This is a genomic window from Nostoc sp. UIC 10607 (assembly GCF_047228265.1).
GTDB classification, from domain to species: domain Bacteria; phylum Cyanobacteriota; class Cyanobacteriia; order Cyanobacteriales; family Nostocaceae; genus Nostoc; species Nostoc foliaceum_A.
The window spans coordinates 32,792-57,896 of the sequence record NZ_JBIQNW010000042.1 but is presented as its reverse complement, the minus strand read 5'-3'; the positions used below and the strand labels follow the sequence as shown (position 1 = coordinate 57,896).

General features: G+C 43.5%; 17 protein-coding genes. 8 read left to right on the top strand and 9 right to left on the bottom strand.

The window, feature by feature from the left end:
* Positions 1-196 precede the first annotated feature (196 nt).
* Together ACEYW6_RS26010 and ACEYW6_RS26005 are read right to left on the bottom strand one after the other, a co-directional pair.
* A complete protein-coding gene (locus tag ACEYW6_RS26010; RefSeq protein ID WP_190893749.1) occupies positions 197-583 on the bottom strand; it encodes a response regulator in 387 nt (128 codons plus the stop codon).
* On the bottom strand, positions 555-3,545 hold the full coding sequence (locus ACEYW6_RS26005) for a response regulator (RefSeq protein WP_412982028.1): 2,991 nt from the start codon (positions 3,543-3,545) through the stop codon (positions 555-557). The genes ACEYW6_RS26010 and ACEYW6_RS26005 overlap by 29 nt, the downstream gene beginning before the upstream one ends.
* Positions 3,546-4,143: 598 nt before the next feature.
* Here ACEYW6_RS26005 and ACEYW6_RS26000 point away from each other — a divergent pair.
* The gene (locus ACEYW6_RS26000; RefSeq protein ID WP_190893747.1) at positions 4,144-4,548 is read left to right on the top strand and encodes an NIL domain-containing protein; all 405 of its coding nucleotides are present in this window, start codon (positions 4,144-4,146) and stop codon (positions 4,546-4,548) included.
* A 1-nt stretch (position 4,549) separates the two neighbouring features.
* Here ACEYW6_RS26000 and ACEYW6_RS25995 read toward each other — a convergent pair whose 3' ends face one another.
* Complete coding sequence (locus ACEYW6_RS25995; protein ID WP_412982027.1) at positions 4,550-5,617, bottom strand: DUF3616 domain-containing protein; 1,068 nt, start codon at positions 5,615-5,617, stop codon at positions 4,550-4,552.
* 288 nt (positions 5,618-5,905) lie between these two features.
* Between ACEYW6_RS25995 and ACEYW6_RS25990 the strand changes: the two genes are divergently transcribed.
* From ACEYW6_RS25990 to ACEYW6_RS25965, 6 genes are all read left to right on the top strand, one after another.
* On the top strand, positions 5,906-6,889 hold the full coding sequence (locus ACEYW6_RS25990; RefSeq protein ID WP_190893745.1) for a CHAD domain-containing protein: 984 nt from the start codon (positions 5,906-5,908) through the stop codon (positions 6,887-6,889).
* A 727-nt stretch (positions 6,890-7,616) separates the two neighbouring features.
* On the top strand, positions 7,617-9,203 hold the full coding sequence (locus ACEYW6_RS25985) for a B12-binding domain-containing radical SAM protein (RefSeq protein WP_412982026.1): 1,587 nt from the start codon (positions 7,617-7,619) through the stop codon (positions 9,201-9,203).
* A gap of 254 nt (positions 9,204-9,457) precedes the next feature.
* Positions 9,458-10,507: a DUF2891 domain-containing protein gene (locus ACEYW6_RS25980; RefSeq protein ID WP_412982025.1), complete on the top strand. Its 1,050-nt coding sequence runs from the start codon at positions 9,458-9,460 to the stop codon at positions 10,505-10,507.
* Positions 10,508-10,663: 156 nt separating this feature from the next.
* The gene (gene gap / locus ACEYW6_RS25975; protein WP_412982024.1) at positions 10,664-11,707 is read left to right on the top strand and encodes a type I glyceraldehyde-3-phosphate dehydrogenase; all 1,044 of its coding nucleotides are present in this window, start codon (positions 10,664-10,666) and stop codon (positions 11,705-11,707) included.
* Positions 11,708-11,956: 249 nt separating this feature from the next.
* Positions 11,957-13,387, top strand: a complete 1,431-nt coding sequence (pyk, locus tag ACEYW6_RS25970; RefSeq protein WP_412982031.1) for a pyruvate kinase — start codon at positions 11,957-11,959, stop codon at positions 13,385-13,387.
* Between the two features lie 149 nt (positions 13,388-13,536).
* Positions 13,537-14,541, top strand: coding sequence for a transaldolase (locus ACEYW6_RS25965; protein WP_412982023.1), 1,005 nt, complete (start codon positions 13,537-13,539; stop codon positions 14,539-14,541).
* Positions 14,542-14,613: 72 nt separating this feature from the next.
* Here ACEYW6_RS25965 and ACEYW6_RS25960 read toward each other — a convergent pair whose 3' ends face one another.
* The 3 genes from ACEYW6_RS25960 to gyrA all read right to left on the bottom strand — a co-directional run bounded on the left by ACEYW6_RS25960 (position 14,614) and on the right by gyrA (position 19,421).
* Positions 14,614-15,027 (bottom strand): hypothetical protein, encoded by a 414-nt coding sequence (locus ACEYW6_RS25960; RefSeq protein ID WP_412982022.1) that lies wholly within the window; start codon positions 15,025-15,027, stop codon positions 14,614-14,616.
* Positions 15,028-15,220: 193 nt separating this feature from the next.
* A complete protein-coding gene (gene lnt, locus ACEYW6_RS25955; RefSeq protein ID WP_412982021.1) occupies positions 15,221-16,810 on the bottom strand; it encodes an apolipoprotein N-acyltransferase in 1,590 nt (529 codons plus the stop codon).
* On the bottom strand, positions 16,791-19,421 hold the full coding sequence (gene gyrA, locus ACEYW6_RS25950; protein WP_412982020.1) for a DNA topoisomerase (ATP-hydrolyzing) subunit A: 2,631 nt from the start codon (positions 19,419-19,421) through the stop codon (positions 16,791-16,793). The genes lnt and gyrA overlap by 20 nt, the downstream gene beginning before the upstream one ends.
* Positions 19,422-19,909: 488 nt before the next feature.
* Here gyrA and trmB point away from each other — a divergent pair, with 488 nt between their 5' ends.
* A complete protein-coding gene (gene trmB, locus ACEYW6_RS25945; RefSeq protein WP_412982030.1) occupies positions 19,910-20,557 on the top strand; it encodes a tRNA (guanosine(46)-N7)-methyltransferase TrmB in 648 nt (215 codons plus the stop codon).
* A gap of 144 nt (positions 20,558-20,701) precedes the next feature.
* On the opposite strand, the gene ACEYW6_RS25940 is transcribed toward trmB, so the two are convergent.
* The 3 genes from ACEYW6_RS25940 to ACEYW6_RS25930 all read right to left on the bottom strand — a co-directional run bounded on the left by ACEYW6_RS25940 (position 20,702) and on the right by ACEYW6_RS25930 (position 24,808).
* A complete protein-coding gene (locus ACEYW6_RS25940; RefSeq protein WP_412982019.1) occupies positions 20,702-21,715 on the bottom strand; it encodes an alpha/beta hydrolase in 1,014 nt (337 codons plus the stop codon).
* A gap of 141 nt (positions 21,716-21,856) precedes the next feature.
* On the bottom strand, positions 21,857-23,578 hold the full coding sequence (locus ACEYW6_RS25935; RefSeq protein WP_412982018.1) for a cation:proton antiporter: 1,722 nt from the start codon (positions 23,576-23,578) through the stop codon (positions 21,857-21,859).
* A 198-nt stretch (positions 23,579-23,776) separates the two neighbouring features.
* Positions 23,777-24,808 carry a dihydroorotate dehydrogenase-like protein gene (locus tag ACEYW6_RS25930; RefSeq protein ID WP_412982029.1) on the bottom strand — a complete coding sequence of 344 codons (1,032 nt, stop codon included), beginning with the start codon at positions 24,806-24,808 and terminating at the stop codon, positions 23,777-23,779.
* Positions 24,809-25,105: the final 297 nt, after the last annotated feature.

Genomic DNA, 25,105 nt, shown 5'->3' with positions numbered 1-25,105 from the left:
TTTTTTTCCCTTGATGCACCTGTTGACAAGCTTACATGAGTCTTAAGTTGTCACCAATAGTCTCAGACTGGGAATGCGCTTCATTGAGGCTCCCGCCTCTCTTACTCGCTACAGAACCGCATTGAGCAGCATTTCCAGCCAGAGGCTGGAAACGAGGTTTGAAAACCATAGAGTAGGGGCGCACAGATGCGAACCTCTACTTTTCTAGACTCCAGCCCAACGCTACGGCTACTTCATTAGCTAATTCTAGAGGATTGAATGGTTTAGCGATCGCACTGATCATTCCCATCTGGGTATAGCGATGGCGATCAGAAGCTTGAATTTTGGCAGTTAACAAAATTACCGGTATTGCTTTAGTTAACGGATTGGCTTGTAACTTTTCAAAGGTAGCGATACCATCCATCTCTGGCATCATCACATCTAGTAAAATCGCATCTGGTTGGTAAGTCTCGGCTTTTATTATGCCCTCCTTACCAGAACTCGCTGTCTCAACTTTCCAGCCTGCAACTGTTTCCAAGCAAATCTTGGCAACTTCTTGAATATACTGCTCGTTATCAACCACTAGAATTTGCTTTGTTGTCATCACTGCTATCCTTTTGTTGGTTCAGGGTAATTCGCTGAAGTAACTCCATCACGCGTTGTTCAAATTCTTCGGTAGTCACACGCCTTTTGGTCAAAAATTCTGGTTCTGGACTTAGTTGCCTATTTGTGATTTGCTCGTAACGATTAGAAATTACAGGAATGTTGGAAGAGTCTTCTAAATCAGGATTTTGGACAGTCCCAAACAACGGCAGAGTGACGTAAAAAGTGCTACCTTCACCCAATACACTTTCAGCCCAAATGCGCCCGCCGTGCTGTTGCATAATGCTCTTACAAATTGCTAAACCCAAACCAGTACCATCATGGTTGCGTGAATCTGAGGAGTCAACTTGTTGAAAGCGCTCAAAGATACTCTCAAGTTTGTCAGTTGGGATACCGCGTCCAGTATCTTTGACTGTCAACACAACTTCATCACCTTGTTGTTGCGCCCCCAACCAAACCGTAGAACCAGCAGACGAAAATTTAATGGCGTTACTCAGTAGATTGGTCAAGGTTTGGACAATGCGATCGCAATCTGCCAATACTTGACCGGATAGGGCAGAAATGGATAGTGTCACTCCGGCTTTGTCAGCCAGAGGCTGCATGACATTTACTGCTTGAGTGATCAGATCAACAATATCGCAGATTTCTGGCTCCATCTTCGCTTTACCCGACTCGATCCGCTCAATGTCTAGAATGTCGTTGATTAAGCGTACTAGGCGTTCGGTGCTATCAGTAGCAATTTGCAGCAGGCGTTTTCCCTGGTCTGAGTCTGTCGGTAGTAAACCACTGGCTAGCATTCCTAGAGACCCGTAAATTGAAGTTAAAGGTGTGCGGAGTTCATGACTAACAACAGAGACAAATTCATCTTTCATGCGTTCGATTTGCTTGCGCTCTGTGACATCTCGCAAGATAACTGTATAAAATATTTCCTTGCCCATATCAATTTTAGAGATGGAAGCCTCCGCTGGAAATTCAGTCCCATCCTTGCGGCGACCATAGATTTCCCGTCGTTCTCCCATCCGGCGGGCAAGATTGGGAGATTGGCCAAAGTCAACCACATGTTGACGATGCGCTTGGAAAAAGCGCTGCGGTAAGAGTAAATCAAGACCTTGGCCAATCACTTCCTGGGCAGAGTAGCCAAAAATCTTCTCTGCTCCTTGATTAAACAAGGTGATGCGTTGGAACCCGTTGATGGAAATAATTGCATCATCAGCAATATCTAAAATTCGGGCAAATCGGGCTTGAGAGAAGCGTAATTCTTCCTGTGTTCGCTGACGTTCATCAAGTTGTGACTGCAACTGTTGATTCACGGTAATTAACTCGGCGGTGCGCTCTGCTACTCTCAATTCCAGTTCGTTGATGGCTTGGTCATTAAGGGATGAGGGAGAAGTTTCTCTCTTTGTTCTCCTGCCCCCCTGTGCCACGCGTTGCCGCAATTTTAACCGTTCTAAGCGATTAACAATCCGGGTTACTAGTTCTGGCCCCACAATTGGCTTGCTTACAAAGTCATCAGCACCAATGCTAAACACCTGATTTACCATCTCGGCATCGCTATGCACAGTGAGGAATAAGATGGGTAACTCACTCCAGTGCGGATCGTTGCGTACCAATCGGCAAAGTTCTATACCATTTGTATGGGGTAATTCCACATCCAGAATCAGCATATCTGGCGCAACTGCTTCTAAAGTTCCCCAGAACTGAAGTGGATCTTCAAGAGCGATCGCTTTAAGTCCCCAAGGACTAAGTAAGGTTTGCAACAATGCCTGAATTTGCGGATCATCATCCACAACCAATATTTTAGTTTCTGCATGGGGGTGATTTTGCAGCGGTTGCGTCACTGTTTTTAATACCTGTGGGGTTGGTGATGCAGATATTGCCGCTACGTCGTTTCCGTGAATTTCCCGACGCAATAACTTTACCCAACTTTCGAGGTTGCTGATCTCAGATTTACTCAAGGTTTGATCAAAACTCAGTAGCAGTTCAATATTGCGTGCCAATTTTGATCCAAGAGGCAAACCAAAAGTACCTAAAGATCCTGCCAAGGTATGCGCCTCTTTGGCTGCAAGCGATCGCAATTCGGGATTTAAACTATTTTGGTTTAAAGCTGCGATCGCTTGCTCTAGCACTCTTACCTGCTCGTCTACTCGCCCTTGAAATCGTTGCCAAATTTCCGCAACTGCCATTAACGCTTGCTGCTGTGATTTGAGATTTGGGACTGGGGACTTTGCATGAGCTAATTCCCCTCTGCTCTCCTGACCCTTTGTTCCCCTGCCACTCGGCTCCCCTTCTTCAAGCGTTTTCAGACGATAGCCGATACCATAAACTGTTTCAACCAAATCACTGGGCGCTCCTACAGCTTTAAGTTTGTGTCGTAACCCTTTAATATGAGTACGAACAGCTTCTTCTTGTGGAGTATCTTCATAAGACCAAAGATGTTCTAAAATCATGTCGCAGCTAAACACGCGGCGACTATTTCGCAAGAATAGTTCTAATAGAGCAAACTCTTTTGGGGTAAGTGGTAACAGATTGCCAGCATAATTAACTTCACAGCTACTAGGGTCTAGCCGCAACTTACCATACTCCAGCACAGGTTGCGAGGTTACGCCTTTGCGACGCAACAGCGCTCTAATCCGAGCAATTAACTCCTCTTGGTCAAAGGGTTTAACTACATAGTCATCTGCGCCTGCATCTAATCCGATCGCTTTCTCATGACTACTATTGCGCCCTGTCAATAACAATATTGGCATTTGCAGACCACTAGACCGGATTTTACGACAAAGACTAATACCGTCCAGCTTGGGCAATACTACATCTAAGAGGATTAAATCATAATCGTAAGTTTGAATAAAATCCCAAGCCGCCTCACCATCAGTGGCAATTTCAACCGCATAGTTTTGGTTATTCAAAACGGCGGTGAGTGCATAGGCATTTAACTCGTCATCTTCTACAACTAAAATTTTCATGTTAAAAGCTTTCCGAATATGGATGCAACAGGTAACAAGCAATAAGCTGAAATTGCAAAATAAATTAATATTAATGCTAAATTTGAAAGCATCTTCTAAACGGTTTATATTTTGGGTTTATACTCATTATTAATAATATCAATATTGATAAATTTTTGATTAGATTTTTATAGCTGCCTGCTTAGAAGTACACCCATAGGGGCACGGCACTGCCGTGCCCTTACATCTGTCGATATAATGTTGTACCGCATCTGAGTGGGAAACGCTATACTTTATTTCCAGGTTCTCTTAGTACAGCACGACATTAATCTACCTACCATCTCAATTAACCAGACAAGGTGCTTAAGCAACTGGTTAAAGGTAAGCAAACTTTCACCATAGTTTTCTAGTGTAATACTATTTCACGTTCACGAAATATCTTCTCTAGTAAGAACGTACAGCTGATTTATTTATTACAAAGATGGTAATGGTATAAGCTATGTATCTTGAGGTAAAGGGCAGGGAGAGAACACTCCATTGCATCCTCTACCTGAGTAATTATCTTTAGAGTTATAAAACTCTCAATACGCTACAACAGAAAAAACTCTCTGCTAAACCTGTGAAAAAACGAGTAACGCTTACCTTTCCGAGACGCGCCGTACAAATGCCAGTCACTTACGTACTGGCTAAAGAGTTCAACGTCGCCGCCAATATTATTCGCGCCCAAGTTGCCCCAAATCAAATTGGTAAACTAGTAGTGGAACTATCGGGAGATATCGATCAATTAGATGCGGCGATCGAGTGGATGCGATCGCGTCATGTTAACGTTTCTTATACTTTAGGCGAAATTGCGATCGATGAGGATGTGTGTGTCCACTGTGGCTTGTGTACTGGGGTTTGTCCTACCGAAGCCCTCACCCTCCACCCAGAGACGTACAAGTTGATGTTCACGCGATCGCGTTGTATCGTCTGCGAACAATGTATCCCCACCTGTCCTGTACAAGCAATCTCCACTAACCTTTAAATTATCCCAGTTGAAACACATCTGCTATTACACCAGCATCACCCACCAACCTAGTTTTTGCTGGAGAATCATAAACTACTAATAGCGAAGGTATGCCATTTACATCCTGAAACAGTGTCATTCCTTCAGCGTGGTCTTCCCGATTTCCATAAGGAATATCTTGCACAAAATCTGGATTGCTGAAGACATTTTCTCGCAAGTTAACGCCATTTATCCAGCGATAAACTTGCACGGGCCCATCTAAATCCATCGTTGGCCCAGCTAAAATCAACAAATCTTGTCCATCTACATACAAATCCCGAATTCCCAAACCATTCAACCAGATAAAATGCTTTTTATATAACTCCTTTGCTTCTCCAATTTGCCGCAGTTTCAAAATTCCAGGGCTAGAATCTTCTAACTCAATTTCCAGCACTACAGCCCAGCCCCGCAATACAGGGCCACGCAAACCCAAAAAAATACGGTTTTGATAAATGCCTATTCCTTCAATATCAAAGCCGTTATCTTTCCCCGCAATTGCTGCCTTAAGGAACAAGCCTAAATGGGGGTCATCTGCTAAAGCTGTCATTAGTAAATTACCCTCATTTGTCACCTCTAGTTTAGCGGCATTCAACTGCACATCTGGATTCTGGGGGTGTGGGCAAGATGAGAATAGCTTACCTTCTATCAAAGGAATTCGTCCTAAGAGGTAACGGTTGGGTTCTGATTCAATTTTTGCTAGTCTTTTAAAGTTTTGTGCATCAGTTTTATCAGGTTTAGCTTTTTTGCGTTTGTAACTATGAGAACCAACAAACCATAAGTAATTATCTGTATAAGCAAGTCCTTCTATGTCAATTTCTTGGTCTTCTGGCGCAGGTAAATTGATAAATTCGGCTACCCTAAATTGTTGATGACCTGTAAATTTATCAGTATCAACTAAAGAAAGACGTTCAATAGTTGAGGTTTCATCTGACCCCAACCATAAATACTTCTGGTGTGTTAGCAGCACAGCAGATAAGTCTTCTCTATGTTCTTTAAAATTATCTACAAAAGTCAAAATAACTTGATTGAGCAAATGTAAGCTTGGCATTCCAAATCATCTTAATAGTTATAAAAATGTTAATTATGTTATTATAATGGAAACTCAAGGCTCTAACAAAAATATTTAAAATCTACAAATGATATCAAATATCAAGGCAGAATCTGCTCTTATCCTTTTGATAGATATTATATGTTGCTAAAAGAGGATGCAAGTCTTCAAGAGTATAAGCATACTTTATAATTCTCATTGAATAAAAAATATCAAAAGCAGATGCAAATTTTTAACTAATGTTATTATGCAATAACCTCATGAGGTAATCGTCATTTAAGATCAATTATGAAATTAGCCACACAACCCACAGTAAAAACTCTAGGGGACTACGCCTACCAAGCGATTGAGAAACACTTTAAGAAAACCTTGAAGTGGGAAAAATCAGTGAAGAAAGATGAAGACCCAGAAGCGCTACACCAAATGCGAGTGGGAATGCGTCGCTTACGCACAGCGGTAACTCGGTTTGGGGTAGCGGTGGATGTGCCGAAACCAATTAGCGATAAAAATATTGGTAAAATAGCCCGTCGTCTTGGTAGTCTCCGAGATTTAGATGTACTCAAAGAAAGTTTGGAAAACAATTACAAACCAAACTTACCCCGCAAAGAACAGGAATCTTTGCAAACAGCTTTCAAAGCTTTAGCTAAACAACGCGAAGATGTACTATCGAGTGTGCAGAAAACGTTAAAAGATGAGTCTTATAAGTCTTTAAAAGATGCATTAGACAAGTGGTTAGAGAAACCTAATTATCAACCTTTGGCATCTTTCACTATTCAGCAGGTACTACCAGATTTACTTTTACCAGAAGTGAGTAACTTTTTACTGCATCCGGGTTGGCTAGTTGGCACTCAATTTGTGGAATCAGAAGTGAAAATCCATAAAAATTGGGAACCAGAAAAGATAGAAAAACAATTAACAACAGAAGGTGAAATTCTTCACAGTTTGCGGAAAGAAGCTAAACGTATACGCTACCAGATGGAGTTATTTACTGAGTTATATGGCGAGTCTTATGCAGCTTATCTTACAGAAGTAAAAAGTATCCAAGAAATTTTGGGTACGATGCAAGATAGTGCGGTCTTAACTGATTGGCTTACAGATGTCTTCAAGTCAGAAATTCAGACTGAACTGCCTACCCTTGCTACTTTGTTAACTGAAAATCGCTACCAGTCATGGCAGGAGTGGCAACCCTTGCAAGAACGCTATCTGAAAGCTGAAACTAAGCATAGCTTTCATTTAACAATACTGCACCCCCTTTCAGGAGTAATAGGTTAAAAGGATCTAGGGATAAATAAAGACGGGTTGCAGCCCGTCTAAATAGCTTGAAAGTGCAAATACACCTTGTATAGTGTTGAACATAACACAATTAATTTTCTCAGAGTTGCCAATTTGCCAAGCCGGAAAAAGAGCAGATATTGAACTCCTACTGGTTTATATCCGTCCCAATATGATTCGGCTAACATGTTTGTCTCTCAAAGATCCCCCCAACCCCCCCGATAAATTGGGGTTTTTTCTCCTCTTTACCCCCCTGGCTGTCTGCAAAGTCGATTTTGTAAAGAATTTTTAAGAAATTAACATCCTCCAGAAAAAGAAAGACGTAATCCTGAAGTAATCTTCAAAAGTTCAGAACCATAGATTTTGTAGTTTACAGACACGCCCTAGTGTTAAGAGGGAATTATGGCGTTAGGAATGTCGATGCTTCACTTCAGGGTTTTCACCAACCGCTACCATATCTAGAAACTATCAACCAATAGGTTGAACATTCTTTCGTCCCGCATTCCTTGTCCATGTAATCATGGGCGATCGCACTTCTCGCACTCTTGAGCAATTTTGAGTCCTCTCTAATCTAAAAGCAGTATTAAAAAATATTGCTTTGTCTAAATCAGTCATAGTAGAGTTTACAGCTACTACATACAAAGGCTTCTCTAAGTGTGTTATCAGAGTGGCTAAGTTGTATGTGAACTCAACCAGCAGCTAAAATCAAGGTTTATAAGCATCAAATATGAATGTTTTACTTCTATACCCCCGTTTTCCAAAAAGTTTTTGGTCTTTTGAAAAAACACTGGCTTTATTAGACCGGAAAGCAATGCTACCGCCTTTAGGCTTGGTTACTGTAGCCGCGATATTACCTCAAGAATGGGAGTATAAGTTAGTAGATCGAAATGTTCGCGTCTGTACGGAAGCAGAATGGGCTTGGGCAGATTTGGTTATTATGTCGGCGATGATTGTGCAAAAAGAGGATTTGCTCTCTCAGATATTAGAAGCGAAACAAAGAGGTAAACGGGTAGCTGTGGGTGGCCCTTTCCCGACAGCGTTACCAGATGAAATGACATCTGCTGGAGCAGATTACTTGATATTGGACGAAGGGGAAATTACCCTACCCTTATTTGTAGAAGCGATCGCACGGGGCGATCGCACAGGAATTTTTCGCTCTGGCGGTGAAAAACCAGATGTTACCAATACTCCAACTCCTCGCTTTGACTTGCTAGAATTTGAAGCCTACGCGGAGATGTCCGTGCAATTTTCGCGTGGATGTCCCTTCCAGTGTGAATTCTGCGACATTATTGTGCTGTACGGTCGCAAACCCCGCACCAAAAACCCGGAGCAACTCTTAGCAGAACTTGATTATCTCTACAAATTGGGTTGGCGACGCAGTATTTTTATGGTGGATGACAACTTCATCGGTAATAAGCGGAATGTCAAATTATTTCTGAAGTCTCTTCTACCCTGGATGGTAGAACATAACTATCCCTTTTCCTTTGCCACAGAAGCTTCAGTTGATTTAGCCCAAGATCAAGAACTGATGGATTTGATGGTAGCGTGTAATTTTGGAGCCGTTTTTCTGGGAATTGAAACCCCCGATGAAGAAAGTCTCACTTTCACTCAGAAATACCAGAATACCAGAGACTCACTCAGTGAGGCGGTAAATAGAATTACCCGCTCAGGGTTGCGAGTCATGGCAGGCTTTATCATTGGGTTTGATGGCGAGAAAGCGGGAGCCGGCGCACGAATTGTCAAGTTTGTCGAGCAAACAGCAATTCCCACGGCCTTATTTAGTATGTTGCAAGCGCTTCCAGATACAGCCCTTTGGCATAGATTAGAAAAGGAAGGACGACTCCGCAATAAATCTGCGAATATCAACCAAACCACGTTGATGAATTTTGTCCCAACTCGACCGTTAGAAGACATCGCTCGTGAATATGTGCAGGCGTTCTGTGATTTGTATGAGCCAGAGCGGTTTTTGGAGCGTACATATAAACATTTCCGGCTTTTGGGCGAAGCAACCTACCCGAAAAAAGGCAAAGCTGCCAAGAAACCATTGAACTGGAAAGTACTCCGAGCGTTTCTAATTATTTGTTGGCGGCAGGGTGTACGTCGTCAGACGCGCTGGCAATTCTGGCGCAACTTGTGGAATATGTATCAGCATAATCCGGGCGGGGTGAGTAGCTACTTAGCTGTTTGTGCCCAAATTGAGCATTTCTTGGAGTATCGCCAAATTGTCCGGGATCAAATTGAGGCTCAAGTGGCTGAATTTCTGGAAGCAGAAGCTAAGTTAAAACCTGAAGTACAAGTGATGGTTAATTCCTAGCGAATTAAATTTGCAATACCTTGCAATGCGAATGCGTCGGGATGCATTGCAATACGGTTTGGTTAAGGCAAGAGACGCGATAAATCGCCGTCTCTACAAAGGACTGATGATTGTAAAGACGGAGATTTATCGCGTCTTTGTGATCTATAACTTTCATTGAGATGCATTGTTAATGCGTCCCCTTACAATGCATCCCGATACAATGTCCTTGTCCTTAATATGGTTTAGTGCATCTTCATACAGAATTGGTATAAATGACCATGCCACCCGATAATTTGGAGATTAATGAAACGATCGCGGCACAATTTGCTCAATTGGTGCTGGATTGTATCGGGCGGGAATATCCCCATAGTGGTCTGTATTGGGCTGATAGCGACGAGGATATAAAACCACCGCGTGAATTGACTCCTGCTTTTTATGGCTGCTTAGATTGGCATTCAGCCGTACATGGTCACTGGTTGTTGGTGCGTCTCATGCGTCACTTTCCTGAAGCCTCTTTCAATGCAGCGTCAAAGCAAGCACTTGAGCAGAGCCTAACACCTGAGAAGATTCAAGGAGAAATTTCCCATTTTCAACGGCTGTGCTTTTTTGAATTTCCTTATGGTGTGGCATGGCTTCTGCAATTAGCTGCCGAACTTCACGAGTGGAATCATGCTCAAGCGAAAGAATGGCGGGTTGTATTGGAACCACTAGAAAAGTTGATTGTAGGGAACTTACACCGCTGGATTGACTCACTGAAACTCCCAAATCGCACAGGGATGCATAACCAAACAGCTTTTGCACTTGGTTTGATGCTGGATTGGGCACGGATTACTGAAAATATTGATTTCACTCAGTTATTGGAGAACAAAGCAAAGCAATTCTATCTTTGCGATCGCAACTACTCCTTACAATTCGAGCCGCTAGGCTACGATTTTCTCTCTCCTGGCCTTGCTGAAGCAGACCTGATGCGGCGAGTTCTCCCAACAACAGCTTTCACTGACTGGCTCACCGATTTTCTTCCACAAATACCCATTGATAATTCAGCAAATTGGTTAGAACCTGCCGGAGTAGATAATCCTCAAGATTATATGCAAGCCCACTTCTACGGTCTTAATCTCAGTCGTGCTTGGATGCTTGAGGGGATCATTTCTGGATTGGCAAATAGCGATCGCCGCATAGAAACACTTCGCTCTGCTGCCCTTCACCATCGTCAGCATGGACTAACAAATGTTGTAATTGAACATTATGCAGCTAGTCACTGGCTAGGAACTTTCGCTGTTTACCTCCTAACCAATCGTGGGTTGCAAAAGAAAATTATTTAATCCCCAATCCCCAATCCCCCAATCCTTAAAAGATGCCAAGTAAATATGCCTTAACCGACTGAAACTGTCACGATCATAAAGTAAAGAGTAAAAGGCAATCTATTTTGACTTTTAACTTTCTCCTTTTGTTCAACTTCCACAACGGGAGGTTTAATCTTGACTAAATTGAAAGTTGGTATCAATGGCTTCGGCCGAATCGGGCGACTCGTGCTTCGTGCTGGCATCGATAACCCCAACATCGAGTTTGTGGGAATTAACGACCTAGTACCACCAGATAACCTCGCTTACCTATTAAAGTACGACTCAACCCACGGGAAATTAAAGCAAAAGGTTGAAGCCAGGGAAGACGGCATTCTCATTGACGGACATTTCATTCCTTGTGTGTCGATGAGAAATCCAGCAGAGTTACCTTGGGGAAAATTAGGTGCAGATTATGTCGTAGAAGCCACCGGACTCTTCACTGACTACGAAGGAGCCGCCAACCACCTGAAAGCAGGTGCAAAGCGTGTGGTAATTTCCGCTCCCACCAAAGATCCAGATAAAGTTCCTACCCTACTAATGGGTGTAAATCATCACCTATTTGACTCCAGCAAGGATATCATTGTCTCCAATGCTAGCTGCACTACAAACTGTCTAGCTCCCATAGCTAAGGTCATCAATGACAACTTTGGGTTGACCGAAGGGTTAATGACCACAGTCCACGCCATGACTGCCACTCAGCCAACTGTAGACGGCCCCAGCAAGAAAGACTGGCGGGGTGGTCGAGGTGCAAGCCAGAATATTATTCCCTCCTCCACAGGCGCAGCTAAAGCCGTAGCACTGGTTTTACCAGAATTGAAGGGTAGGTTAACTGGTATGGCATTACGAGTTCCGACTCCTGATGTCTCTGTAGTTGATTTAACTTTCAAAACTGCCAAAGCCACCAGTTATAAGGAAATCTGTGCTGCCATGAAGGAAGCTGCCGCAGGTTCGCTAGCGGGTATCCTGGGTTACACAGATGAAGAAGTAGTTTCCACAGATTTTCAAGGCGATACCCATTCCAGTATCTTCGATGCAGGTGCTGGGATTGAGTTGAATTCCAACTTTTTCAAGGTAATTGCCTGGTATGACAACGAGTGGGGCTACTCGAATCGCGTGATTGACCTGATGTTATCTATGTCACAGAAGGAAAAACTCGTACCGACAGCTGCTGTGGTTTGATTGGTCATTAGTCATTGGTCATTGGTCATTGGTGATTAACTTTTGACTTTTGACCCTTGACTTTTGGGATCTGGGTCAAATGGTAAATACTCCGAAAATAAAACGTAATTTAGTACCTTTATTTAGCAAACCAGTGATATGAAGCACATGTGAATTTGGATGCGAAGTCTCTTAATTACGAATTACGAATTACGAATTGGTATAAACCATCCAAATTTGCAGGTTACTCCTCAACCACCCCTAATCCCTATGCGTCGAACCAAAATCATTTGTACTGTTGGGCCGGCTACATCTGCACCCGAAAAGCTGCAAGCTTTAGTAGAAGCTGGGATGAATGTGGCTCGGCTGAATTTTTCCCACGGAGCCTATGAATTTCACGCCCAAACGGCTCAGTATCTCAGGCAAATTAGTACTGAGCAGCAAAAGCCGATCGCAATTATGCAAGACCTGTGTGGCCCCAAGATTCGCTTGGGAACGTTACCACCAGAAGGGTTAAATCTGGAAGCTGGTAGTGAAGTCACCTTTGTTTTGCAAGAAAAGGGTGACAGTATCGACGAACTACCCCTACCATTGCCGACTTTATTCGCAATGGTGCGACCAGGCGAACCGATTTTAATTAATGATGGTCGCGTCAAGTTGATTGTTACTGCTCGTGATGCCGATCGCATTCGTGCCCAAGTGAAAACTGGCGGGTTAATTTCCACACATAAAGGAGTAAACTTACCACAAACTCCTTTACCTGTTAATTCCATCACCGAAAAAGACTTGCTGGATCTGCGCTTTGGGATTCAGTTGGGTGTAGATTGGGTAGCGGTGTCCTTTGTGCAATCGCCACAAGACTTAGAACCCGCACGACGGATGATTGAAGCAGCTGGCGCTTCCATCCGCTTAATTGCCAAAATCGAAAGAGCAGAAGCAGTAGAGAATTTTGACTCCATTCTTAAGGTTGCCGACGCGATTATGATTGCCCGTGGCGATTTAGGGGTAGAAGTACCAATTCACGAAGTACCCCTAATTCAAAAAGATATTATTCGCCGTTGCAATCGTGCTGGCAAGCCAGTGATTACAGCCACCCAAATGCTAGAGTCGATGATTAGCGCCCCTGACCCCACCCGCGCCGAAGCAACCGATGTTGCCAACTCCATCTTGGATGGTACGGATGCGGTAATGCTTTCTGGTGAAACAGCTGTCGGACAATATCCCATCGCCGCCGTCCAGATGATGCATAACATCGCCGTGCGGACAGAACAGGCTCTAGATGAGGGTAGCAAACACGCCTGGTGTCATGAAGCAGGCAGTCTCAGCGTTACCGAATCTGTGGCAGAATCCGTGTGTCGCATCGCCTATGAAACAGGCTCACGGGCAATTCTCTGTAACACTTCATCAGGAAGTACGGCGAGAATGGTGTCTAAATATCGGCCAACTTCTCCCATTATTGCCCTCACCTCTGACATCACTGCTTATCGCCAACTAGCCCTTTCTTGGGGTGTAGAAGCTTTGCTGATCCCACCAGTTCATAATGCCGAAGAGATGTTTACCAATGTAGTGAACACAGTTGTAGTCATGGGCCTAGCGAATAAGGGCGATAAAGTAGTGATTACCTCTGGTGTTCCAATTGGTAAATCGGGCACAACTAGTTTAATCAAAGTGCATTCCATTGGACAGCCAATTTCGGCATAAGGCACTTAGAATAGGGCTGTGGCTCAAGATAGTAAGCAAAATTGGGCAATGATTAAGAAAAATTGCCAGAATCAGAATTGAAGGAAGAGTAAAGAGTGTAAAGAACTGGGGAATAAGTAAATCCTGTAACATTCATCACGGAGTATTTTATGTCTAAGAATTTACTGGAACAATTGCGAGAAGTGACTGTTGTGGTCGCGGATACGGGGGATATCCAGGCAATTGAAAAGTTCAAACCCCAAGATGCCACCACCAATCCTTCTCTGATTACTGCTGCGGCGCAAATGCCAGAATATCAGGGAATTGTCGATCAAACTTTACTCCAGGCCAAAAAAGATGCTGGAGACGGAGCCACCCAAGCACAGATAGTTTCTCTAGCTTTTGACCGTTTAGCAGTTGCTTTTGGATTAAAGATTTTACAAATTATTCCCGGTCGTGTGTCTACAGAAGTAGATGCTCGCTTGTCCTACGATACCGAAGCTACTCTGACTAAAGCACGGGACTTAATTGCTCAGTATAAAGCCGCTGGAATTGGCCGCGATCGCGTTTTAATTAAAATTGCCACCACCTGGGAAGGCATTCGCGCTGCGGAAATTCTCGAAAAAGAAGGTATTCACTGTAACCTTACCTTGTTGTTTGGTCTTCACCAAGCGATCGCCTGTGCAGAAGCTGGCGTTACCCTAATTTCTCCTTTCGTCGGTCGGATTCTCGACTGGTATAAAAAAGATACCGGACGCGATAGCTATCCAGCAGCCGAAGATCCGGGAGTTTTGTCTGTCACCAAAATCTACAACTACTACAAGAAATTTGGCTATAAAACTGAAGTTATGGGAGCTAGCTTCCGTAATCTTGGTGAAATTACTGAACTTGCAGGTAGTGATTTGCTGACTATTTCACCGTCACTTTTGGCTGAATTGCAGTCAACTGTTGCAGAACTGCCACGTAAACTTGACCCCGCCAAGGCGGCAAGCTTGGAAATCGAAAAGATATCCATTGACAAAGCTAGCTATGATAAAATGCACGCTGCTGACCGCATGGCAACCGACAAACTAGACGAGGGCATCAAAGGTTTTACCAAGGCATTAGAAGACCTTGAAAAACTTTTGGCAGACCGACTAGTTCGCCTTGAAGGAGAGGTAGTAGCAAGTCATTAGAAGATAACAATAGTTAGTGGTTAGTGGTTGGTGATTCAACCACTAACCATTAGTTAGTTGCATCAGCTATCATCAATACCGTCGTCTGATAATCTGGTATCTTCCGTAAGGCTGCCGTCGTTGGATAAACTGCCGTTGTCTAAACTGCTGCCGTCGTTGGATATTTTGGTATCTTCCAAAAGAGCGCCGTGGTCGAATATTTTGGTATCTTCCAAAAGGCTGCCTTCGTCGGATATTTTGGTATCTTCCAAAAGGCTGGCGGCGTCGGATAATCTGCCGTCGTCGAATAATTTGGTATCGTCCTGGCCGCCGTTGAGCAATTAAAAGCTCTCCGGTTTTATCTCCAACTAGGTTGGCATCTGGCGCAGCACTCTGTTCATTGCGAGCATTAGTTAAAGAAATATCCTTGGCTTCAGCTAATGAGGGCGGATACACAAAGGCACATAGCAATAGTGCTATTGAGGATAACTTCCTAAAACCTTTCATGTTTTTGCTTCCACTAGACTTTCGGTAATAACTTTATTAAAACACCTGAAAGTCAGCAAATTATCGCTTATACAGTTTTTTTAAACTTAAATTGGGGTGAAATATTGTATTCAAATTACAGCCTTATGAATAATTGCAAATTGGCTCAAACTGTGCATTTCAAGAGTTAGTTTCTAGCAAAATATAATTTTTTTCAATTAATTACCTTTTGCACAAACCACCCTAAGACACTTAATCCCAGCAACAAAGGTGTTAACCAATCACTCCAACGCACATATAAAGTTTGTGTCTGTCGCCGATAAATTGTTTCAGCATGAGTTTCGTAAGTATTATATCCAGATATCCACAAAGTTTTACCGTGAGGATCTACAAAGGCTGAATATCCTGTATTCGTTGCCCGTGCTGACCATCTATCAGTTTCAATTGCCCGCATGATATCCTGTGCATGGTGCTGAAATGGCATGGATGCACTGTAATGGGCATCATTAGAAGAACTGAGGATAAATTGCCCACCCATAGCAGCTTGACGGCGAAATTGTTCAGGAAAAGCAGATTCATAACATATACTAGCGATCGCACGACCAAATGGAGTGTCAAATATCTGATTTGCTGAACCAGGAACTTGGTGTGCCTCCAAAGGCGACAAGCGTTGAACTAGTCCGCCTAAAATTTCTTCAAAGGGAATATATTCTCCCAGAGGTACTAGTTTGGACTTATCGTAGCGGCTGACAATTTCACCCTCACTATTGAAAGTAAATAAGCTAATTGTATAACTGTCTCCCCGTTCGCCAAAAGCCCCAATCCAAGCAACTACGCCTTTTTTCTTCACTGCTGCGACTAAGGCAGTTCCCAACAAGTTACGTTGGAAAATAGGTAAGGCTCCTTCTGGGGTGAGAACTGCATCTACACCTTGGTCTGCTAAAGTTAAATACCCATTAGTGTAATTTTCTTGGGCGCGACGAAACCCTTCGGAACTTCGGAGAAGTCGGTTCGGGATATTACCTTGAACAATCCCCACTTTTAACGCCGCTTCTGGGGGTTGGGCGATGGGACGACTGTATAAGAAAAAACCGATGAGGTGTAAGGTAATTAATAATCCTGTGGCGATAACCCAGTATTTATTAACGAACCGCAGAGGCGCAGAGGACGCAGAGGAAATTTTCTCTGCGCCCTCTGTGCCTCTGTGGTTTATCCATCCTTCAGCAATTAAACCATTAACAGCAACTATTGCTGCTGTCACAGTATTAGGCCCAGAGAGTTGACCCAGATGTACAATTACGAGATTGTGCGGACTTTGCGTGTAAGCAATAGAACTCCACCACAGGGGGCCGGCACTCCATAGACTCTCTAAGCCGCACCAGAGGGCTGTACCAATCAGAACACGTAACCACGGTTTTTTTCCACCCAGGCGAACCATTACAGCCGCCCAAATAGTAAGGAATACCCCACCTAAGACACTGATAAATCCCCAACAAAAAAGAGTGATTGCCAAACTTGGCAACCAAGGAACGCCCAGCCATGTCATCGGATGAATTCCGGTAATCCAAGATAGGGCGACACCGTGATAACCAATACCCCAGAGGAAAGCCGGGGGGGATTGGTTTTTGCCTTTAGTTGAAGTAACAACTAGCACCCATAAGGGGACTAGGGCAATCCAAGCCAAAAACCATGCACCTACTGGGGCTACGGTTAGCCCCATTAAAATGCCGCTAGCTAAGGCAGTTAAATAAGGGAGTAAGGCGGTTAACCTCTCTCCCTGCTTTTTATTCTGCTTCTTCTGCATCGACAGCATCAGGTGGAACTATTGCAACTCCGGTAATAGCGTCATCTTCGTCTAAACGCTGCACTCTGACTCCAGTTGCCGATCGCGATTGGATAGAAATAGCATTTACCGCTTGACGGATGATAATACCGCGATTTGTCACCATCATGATTTCATCATCATCATTGTTGACAATGCGTAGGGTTGCCAACTTATCTTTGTTTTTGCGGTTTTTGAACTTGGTTGCCATTAAACCCTGACCAGCACGGTTTTGCAGGCGGAACTGGGCAACTGGTACGCGCTTACCATATCCTCCCATTGTAATTACCAACACCCAAGGGCCAACTACGCCACTGCTAGGCACTTCTGCGGACTCTTCATTAGTTTCGGTAATTTCGATATCTTCTGTTTCGATTGTTTCGATTGCTTCGACTGCTTCGACTGTTTCGATATCTTCAATTTCGGCTTCTGTAACATCCAAAGTTTCAAGAATTGCTGCGGGGAGAATATCCATACCCACTAGTTCATCTTTATTTTTGAGTTTCATGGCTTTCACGCCACGAGTCGCTCTACTTAAAGGACGCAGTTGTTCGTGGTTGCACCGGAAGTTAATCGCCATTCCGTTACGAGAACCAATAATTACACTGTCCTCAACTCTAGCGCGTCGCACCCAGCGCAGTTGGTCGCCTTCTTCTAAGGAAATGGCAATCAAACCATTGGCGCGAATGTGACTAAAGGCTGCCAATTCGGTTTTCTTGATATTGCCGCCCTTAGTGAGCATGACCAGATATTCTTCGTTGCTAAACTCGTCAACGGGTACAATCGAGGTAATTTTTTCCTCTTTGGGAATGGGTAGCATCTGGACAATAGGTGTCCCGCGACTAGTACGCGAACTCGCTGGAATTTGATACGCTCTCAGGCAATAAACAACACCACGCTCACTAAAGAATAAAATACTGTCGTGATCGCAGCAAGTCAAAAAATGCTCAATGGTATCATCATCTTTTACCTTAGCTGCGGCTTTACCTCTGGTAGCACGGCTTTGTGCTTCAAAGGTATTAACTGGCATCCGTTTGATGTAGCCTTGTTCTGTAACCAGAATTATTGCTTTTTCATTGGCAATTAGGTCGCGATCGTCTAATTCTCCTTCCCCTGGTAAAATCACCGTGCGGCGGGGTGTGGCGAAGCTAGTTTTCAGTTGCCCGACTTCAGTTTCGATAATTTCCAGCACCCTCTCGCGGCGTGCCAAGATATCTTGCAAGTCGGTAATTTTCGCTTGTAATTCCTCGTGTTCCAAACGAATTTTGTCTGCTTCTAAGGCAGTCAACCGTCGCAATTGCATCTGCAAAATTGCATCTGCTTGCACTTCCGAAAGTCCGTAAGTTGTGATCAACTCGCCTTTGGCTGTGGGCGCATCGGGAGCATGGCGAATCAAGACAATAATCGGATCTAACTGGGACAAGGCAATCAATAACCCTTGCAGAAGATGATCGCGTTCTTCAGCTTTCCGCAGTTCGTAGCGGGTGCGTCTGGCAATGGATTCGATGCGGAAATCTAAGAAGACGCTTAAGAATTGCTTGAGGGTGAGTACCTGGGGTTCGCTATTCACCAACGCCAGCATATTTGCGCCGAAGTTGGCTTGCAGTGGCGTTTGTTTGTAAAGGTTGTTCAGGACAACGCGGGGATAAGCATCACGCTTGAGTTCGATAACAACTCGCATCCCGTCGCGATCGCTTTCATCCCGGATATCTGCGATGCCCTCTAGCCGCTTTTCGTTCACCATTTCGGCGATTTTTTCAATCAGCGCCGCTTTATTGGTTTGATAGGGCAATTCGGTAATGATAATTGCTTCTCTATCCGGCCGTCCCCGTTGTTCAACGGTTTCAATGTTAGCGACACCACGCATGGTGATGGAACCACGCCCGGTGGTGTAAGCTTCTCGAATGGCAGATGTGCCTAAAATTTGCGCCCCAGTCGGAAAGTCTGGGCCGTGGACATACTGCATTAATTCGAGATCGGTGATTTCTGGATTGTGGATTACAGCCACCAAAGCATCAATTAATTCACCCAAATTGTGCGGCGGAATGTTGGTTGCCATGCCCACGGCAATCCCAGAGGAACCGTTGAGCAATAATTGGGGAATCCGTGCTGGTAAGACTGTGGGTTCTTGCTGGGAACCGTCGAAGTTATCTGCGAAATCTACGGTTTCATACTCGATGTCATGCAGTAGCCCAGCGCTAGTTAAAGCTTGTAAGCGGCATTCTGTGTACCGCATTGCGGCTGGCGGATCGTTGTCTACCGAACCGAAGTTACCATGTCCGTTTACTAGGGGCGATCGCATGGAAAAATCCTGCGCCATCCGCACCAAGGCATCATATACTGCCGTGTCGCCGTGGGGGTGATATTTACCCAACACTTCCCCCACCACACGGGCGCATTTCTTAAACGGGCGATCGTGGAGCAGACCTAGCTCGTGCATTGCGTAAAGAATGCGACGATGCACAGGTTTTAGACCATCCCTGGCATCTGGCAACGCCCGACCCACAATCACGCTCATGGCGTATTCCAGATAAGACTGCGACATTTCGGTTCGCAAGTCTATCGGGATAATCCTCTCCTGTGAGGTTGTCATAACCTAAAAATCTCCAAAAATCGTAGATTTTAGCTTTTTTACTCAACAAAGCGCAAAATTATTCTAAATTGCTCTTGAATAATTGCCATAATTTGATACAATTCTAGCATGTATTGCCTTTTTTTGACTCGAAGGCTAACCCAAATATCTAGTTGAAAAAGAGTATAATAATTTACCCTTTATAAGCTCTAGCTAATTAACAAGAGCAATGAACGAAAAGGTTGCTTGGTGTAAAATTGCTTAAATTAAAATACCACGGGGTAAATTTAAGACAACAATCTAAATTGGCTTTATAAGCTCTTACTTTTATAACCGTTATTTACTAGACTTGTCACTAAATAAGGTCTGAAAAATGAAACCATAGTTTATCATTTCTACTGAGACAAACAGCAGAAATGGATAAAGCTTTCCAAGATGTAATTAAAGGAACACTCGCAAAAATTGGTATCAGAATTAACAAGATATTTTCACATAAAGGAGAGCAAATTTTGGCAGCAGTCCGAGTCCGCCAGCATGTTAATCCACTGGGTAAAAAGTATCAAACACCAGCAAGCCCCCTTGACTGGGAAAAAATTTATGCAAAGCCAAATCAACCACTACATTTAGATATTGGCTGTGCTAAGGGGCAGTTTTTGGTGAATATAGCCCAAATAGAACCCAACTGGAATTTTCTCGGCTTAGAAATTCGGGAACCGCTGGTGGTGGAGGCGAATAAATTACGTTCTGAGTTGGCTTTAACAAACCTGCACTACTTATTTTGCAATGTGAATAACTCACTGCAATCGCTGTTATCTTCCCTCCCCTCAGGAAGTTTACAACGTGTTACAATTCAATTCCCCGATCCTTGGTTTAAAACCCGTCATGCTAAACGTCGTGTAGTACAACCAGAACTAGTAGTAGAATTAGCCAGTTATCTTGCGGTTGGAGGAGTTGTCTTTCTGCAATCAGATATGGAATTTGTTGCAGTGGAAATGCGCGATCGCTTTGCTGCTCACCCAGCTTATCAGAAAGTGGGTACAGAAGAATGGTTGGCTGAAAACCCGCTACCAGTCCCTACAGAACGGGAAATAGGTACGCAAAAAAAGGGCGAACCTGTTTATCGGGCTTTGTTTAAAAGGGTGAAAAGTACTGATTAGAGATAGTAAGCTGATGCGCGTCTTAAAGTATATAAACACTCTTGATGGTTGTTAACTGTTAACTGTTGACTGTTGACGGTTAACAACCATCAGTCATCAGTCATCAGTCATCAGTCATCAGTCATTAGGTAAATGTAAAAATTATTATGAATCTGGATTGATACATTTAAGATGCTCACAGCCAAAACCTTGAGTCATCATTGCAGATAGTTGTTGAGAAACTTGTCCATCAAAGTTGAATTCTCGCATTATTTGGTCATACATTTGCCCTTGCGCTATCAGCTTTGCCATTTGCTGAAACTCGACCCAACTCAAATCACTCTCAACAAATGCTTTAGCAAGGGTAATTACTAGTTCCTCATAATCATTGTCTTCCAGTTTCGTCATCATCCGGTGTTCAATGTGAAGCGAATCATCGAAACAGTAATACCAGGATTTCGGTTGCTGCTTAAGTACTCTTCGGAAAAAATCCTGCTGTTTGGAGCGACTAACAGCCTGATCTCCTTCACTACATACCATTAACATAGGGGCAGAAACACAGCCTTGAGCCTTTTCTAAAACCTGACCTCCCAATTCAAGAAATATCCGTAATGCCTTGAGATAAAAACCTTTATAACCAAAATTGCCTGATGCATCTTTGTTGAACCATTCAAAGTAAATTGGCAAAATTTTGATCAGTTGATCGAATAGTGAATAGCGGCTACCCAAATAAGGGGTGAACAATAAGGTGCGGTCAATCTGCTGGGGATGCTTTAAAGCTAACCAAGCAGCTAAAGTTCCACCTGTAGATAATCCACCAATTACAACTTGTTGACCTATCGTTTTGGCAATCTGCAACCATTTGATGACAAATTCCTGATATATCTGAATATCTGTTGGGAGTGGTGGAGGATTTTGACGGCTCCAGTTACCTGAGCGTCCATGACCGGGTTGTAAAGGAATCAAAACGTTGTATCCTGCTTTAAAAAAAGCTTTGCCGATTGGCTCAAACTGGTAAGGCCCTGCCGTGAAACCATGCAAGAATAGGCAAACTTTTGATGTGGAATTAGGATGAATAAAGAATTTTGAACGACAGGCTTCGTTTTTTAGCCCAAGTGCCGACTCTGATTGATGAACTTGCTCAAGGATCTGTGCTGTCTTGCGAATGGCAACTTCCATTTTATTACTTATCGTACTTCTGCATATATCTGTTATTTTCTTCACTCAGTAAGCCAGCCGAATCTAGCAAATGGTATATTGTTGATTTTGCCGATCGCAGATGAATGGCAAGTTCAGCTGGTCAAGCATTAGAAACTATATTCATCTCCCTGGTCTGATACTACGATATCTGTCGGTGCGAATATCAGTAATTACTCGATCAATCTGGCTTTTTGCTGCCCCTAAAGTGGCTAGGAGATGTGCGCCTAATTCTAGGGCGGCTTCAAATTCTGGTTGGACGACTTCCTTGGCTCCCATTTGCGTGAGCAGGTCAATTTCATTATCATGGTGCGATCGCGCAATTACATCTAATTTAGGAGCGATCGCTAATGCGCGTTTTAGAAGTAATCGCGAACTGGCAGGATCAGGTAAGGCAATTGCTAGGGCTTTGGCAGTTTCTAAATGAGTTTTCTCTAATACTAATTCGGAATCAGCATCACCAAAAATGTAGGGGATGCGCTGCATTCTCAATCTTTGAATAGCGGCTTCACTATTTTCAATGACTAAGACTACATATCCCTGATTGAGCAAAATATTCACAATCACTTGCCCGACTCTTCCGTAACCTGCAACCACAACATGACCACTAATAGTTTCTGGAATTGAGAAGATGTTGGGTTCTGTAAATTGTCGCAGTGATTTAGCAAAAAACGGGATTTGGGTGAGATGTTCTACCAACTGCGGCGCAATTTTGAGCGATATGGGAGTCAGAACTAGTGTAATTGCTGTTGTCTCTAATAGTAGAAAATAAGTTCTTTCGGGAATAAGTTGGAGTTGTAAACCTGCTAAAGCTAAGACAAAAGAAAACTCTCCAATCTGATTAATCCCCAGACTGGTAAGGATGGTAGTCTTGAGGGAATAGCCAAATTTAAAAATGATTGGCATCACAACAATTGCTTTACCCAGCATGACTAGAGTTACCAGTCCCAAAACTAGCCCCAAATTTTGGATGAGTGCGACTGGATCGATCAGCATTCCAATAGAAGCAAAGAATAGACAAGCAAAGGTATCTCTTAAAGGTAAAACTTTGGCGAGGGCATGATCTGCATGTTCAATTTCCGAAACCATTAACCCGGCAATAAATGCACCCATCTCGATTGACAGACCCAGTTTAGCTGTCACCAAAGCCACACCCAAACATAGAGCAATTACGGTCAGGACAAATAACTCTGTGCTTTCCGTAGCTGCCACGTTACTAATTAACTTCGGCACTATCCAACGACCAAAAGCGATCGCTAATGCTAAAAATAGCAAAACTTTCAGCAAAGCCATACCTATCGCCCAAGCAAGTCTTTCTGGTTGGTTGAGGACAGGTAAAAATGCTAACATCAATCCCAACGCTAAATCCTGAGCAATTAAAATTGCCAGCATGACTTGACCGTGGACTGTATTCGTTTCACCTCGTTCTGTCAAAGTTTTCAATACTACTGCTGTGGAGGACAGGGATAGAACCACCCCTAAAAAAATGCCTTGTGTAAAGTTCTCAACCCAACCCAACGCAATTGTTAAAAATGCCACCAAAGCCGTAGTTAGCCCAATTTGCAACAAACTACCCTTAATTGCAATATCCTTGACCCGCTTCAACTCTGCTAAAGAAAATTCCACACCTAGGGCAAATAACAAAAAAGCTACACCAATTGATGCTAGGGATTGAATCCGTGGTACATCGCTTAACAGCTTGAAGCCATAAGGGCCTAGAGCCAATCCAGCCACTAAATAACCCAGCAAAACAGGTTGCCGCAGTCGGTTAGCTAAATATCCTCCTAATGCTGAAGCACCTAGAACAGTTGTGAAGTCCAGAATCAAGCCATGCTCTGCTGTCATATTTTTTTGCTGTTAATCAATTAGTCAGCGCAGGTGTAACTGTCAGAGAGCTTCTGCGACTGCGATCGCCACCGTCAGATCATCACCGAGGCGGCGGGAAGCCCACTTGCTTTTTGGGTTGTCCGGGATAGCCGCCCCGCCGCCGTTAACGGTTAACCGTTAACCGTCATCAGTCATCAGTCTTTCGTGTTATCCCTTTTAACCAAAATAATATGATGTATCATGAGTGGCTGCCCATTCAGGTTTATAGGTAGCAAGCGATCGCATATACTGAGCACGTTCAAAAGCACTGGGATTTGGGCAATACTTTTGGCTCATACTCCCCTGCATTTGCTGTACTGATTCGTATTCGTATTTTTCCATCCATTCGCGTATTTCCTGCTCAACGACTCGAATGTGGCTAATACCATGTTGTAACAGTACTGAGCAAAGCATCGTAATCTTGGCACCAGCCATGAGCATTTTTAACGCATCATTTCCTCTGTGGATACCACTGGTTGCAGCTAAATCAGCATGAATGCGTCCATAGAGAATTGCAATCCATCGCAGAGGTAATCGCATGGACTGCGGTGTACTTAACAGCACATTAGGCTCAACCTCCAGAAGATTGAGATTAATATCGGGTTGATAAAAGCGGTTAAATAGTACTAAAGCATCAGCCCCCACCTCATCCAAACGTTTTGCCATATTTGCTGTATTTGTGAAATAAGGGCTGAGTTTGACTGCTACGGGGATAGTTACTACTGCTTTGACTGCACGAAGAATATTAATATAGGTCTGTTCAATTTCATTACTTGTTAGTTCCATATCGGTAGGAACGTAGTAAATATTCAATTCCAGTGCGTTTGCTCCTGCTTGCTGAATTTGTTTGGCATAGTTTGTCCATCCACCAACGGATGATCCATTGAGGCTGGCAATAATCGGAATGTTCACCTTTTCTTTAGCTTTATGGATATGCTCTAAATAAGTTTCTGGCCCCACCCAAAAGCTGGTTGAATTAGGGAAGTAAGTTAAGGCTTCAGGAAAACTTTCAGTACCTTGGGTAAGGTGATGATGGAGTTCATAATATTCTAGGCGCAACTGTTCCTCAAACAGCGAATGCATGACTATCGCTGCTGCACCCGCGTCTTCCATCTGCCGAATGTTGTCAATGTCCTCAGATAGAGGTGATGCAGAGGGAACAAGAGGCGATCGCAATTTCATCCCCATATAAGTTGTAGTCAAATCCATCATCTTTACTCCTATTTTCAATGTTATGTAGAAGCTTGTTTTCTTCTGTACAAAATCTTTAGTTGCTAAAATATTTGGGTGAGATATATCTTGTTGAAATACTCTATTTCTCTTCCCTTTACGTCCTTGGACTCATTCTATTACGAGACGCTGCGCGTTGTTTGTTCAAATATTCTATTTAAGCCGCGAAGATAAATTTCAAAATAATCTCATAGGTTATTTTAAAACTGGTTGGCTATAATTTTAGGTGGAAAACTGGAATCAAAATCCCATTTATTTAGTGGGCTTTAGGGGAAT

Excerpts from the sequence above, each read along its gene's own strand:
- ACEYW6_RS25965 (WP_412982023.1), top strand. The coding sequence starts at position 13,537 with ATGTCTAAGAATTTACTGGAACAATTGCGAGAAGTGACTGTTGTGGTC.
- ACEYW6_RS25980 (WP_412982025.1), top strand. The coding sequence starts at position 9,458 with ATGACCATGCCACCCGATAATTTGGAGATTAATGAAACGATCGCGGCA.
- lnt (WP_412982021.1), bottom strand. The coding sequence starts at position 16,810 with ATGCAGAAGAAGCAGAATAAAAAGCAGGGAGAGAGGTTAACCGCCTTA.
- ACEYW6_RS25990 (WP_190893745.1), top strand. The coding sequence starts at position 5,906 with ATGAAATTAGCCACACAACCCACAGTAAAAACTCTAGGGGACTACGCC.
- ACEYW6_RS25995 (WP_412982027.1), bottom strand. The coding sequence starts at position 5,617 with ATGCCAAGCTTACATTTGCTCAATCAAGTTATTTTGACTTTTGTAGAT.
- ACEYW6_RS25940 (WP_412982019.1), bottom strand. The coding sequence starts at position 21,715 with ATGGAAGTTGCCATTCGCAAGACAGCACAGATCCTTGAGCAAGTTCAT.
- pyk (WP_412982031.1), top strand. The coding sequence starts at position 11,957 with ATGCGTCGAACCAAAATCATTTGTACTGTTGGGCCGGCTACATCTGCA.
- ACEYW6_RS25935 (WP_412982018.1), bottom strand. The coding sequence starts at position 23,578 with ATGACAGCAGAGCATGGCTTGATTCTGGACTTCACAACTGTTCTAGGT.
- ACEYW6_RS26010 (WP_190893749.1), bottom strand. The coding sequence starts at position 583 with ATGACAACAAAGCAAATTCTAGTGGTTGATAACGAGCAGTATATTCAA.
- ACEYW6_RS26005 (WP_412982028.1), bottom strand. The coding sequence starts at position 3,545 with ATGAAAATTTTAGTTGTAGAAGATGACGAGTTAAATGCCTATGCACTC.
- gyrA (WP_412982020.1), bottom strand. The coding sequence starts at position 19,421 with ATGACAACCTCACAGGAGAGGATTATCCCGATAGACTTGCGAACCGAA.
- ACEYW6_RS25930 (WP_412982029.1), bottom strand. The coding sequence starts at position 24,808 with ATGGATTTGACTACAACTTATATGGGGATGAAATTGCGATCGCCTCTT.
- ACEYW6_RS25985 (WP_412982026.1), top strand. The coding sequence starts at position 7,617 with ATGAATGTTTTACTTCTATACCCCCGTTTTCCAAAAAGTTTTTGGTCT.
- ACEYW6_RS25960 (WP_412982022.1), bottom strand. The coding sequence starts at position 15,027 with ATGAAAGGTTTTAGGAAGTTATCCTCAATAGCACTATTGCTATGTGCC.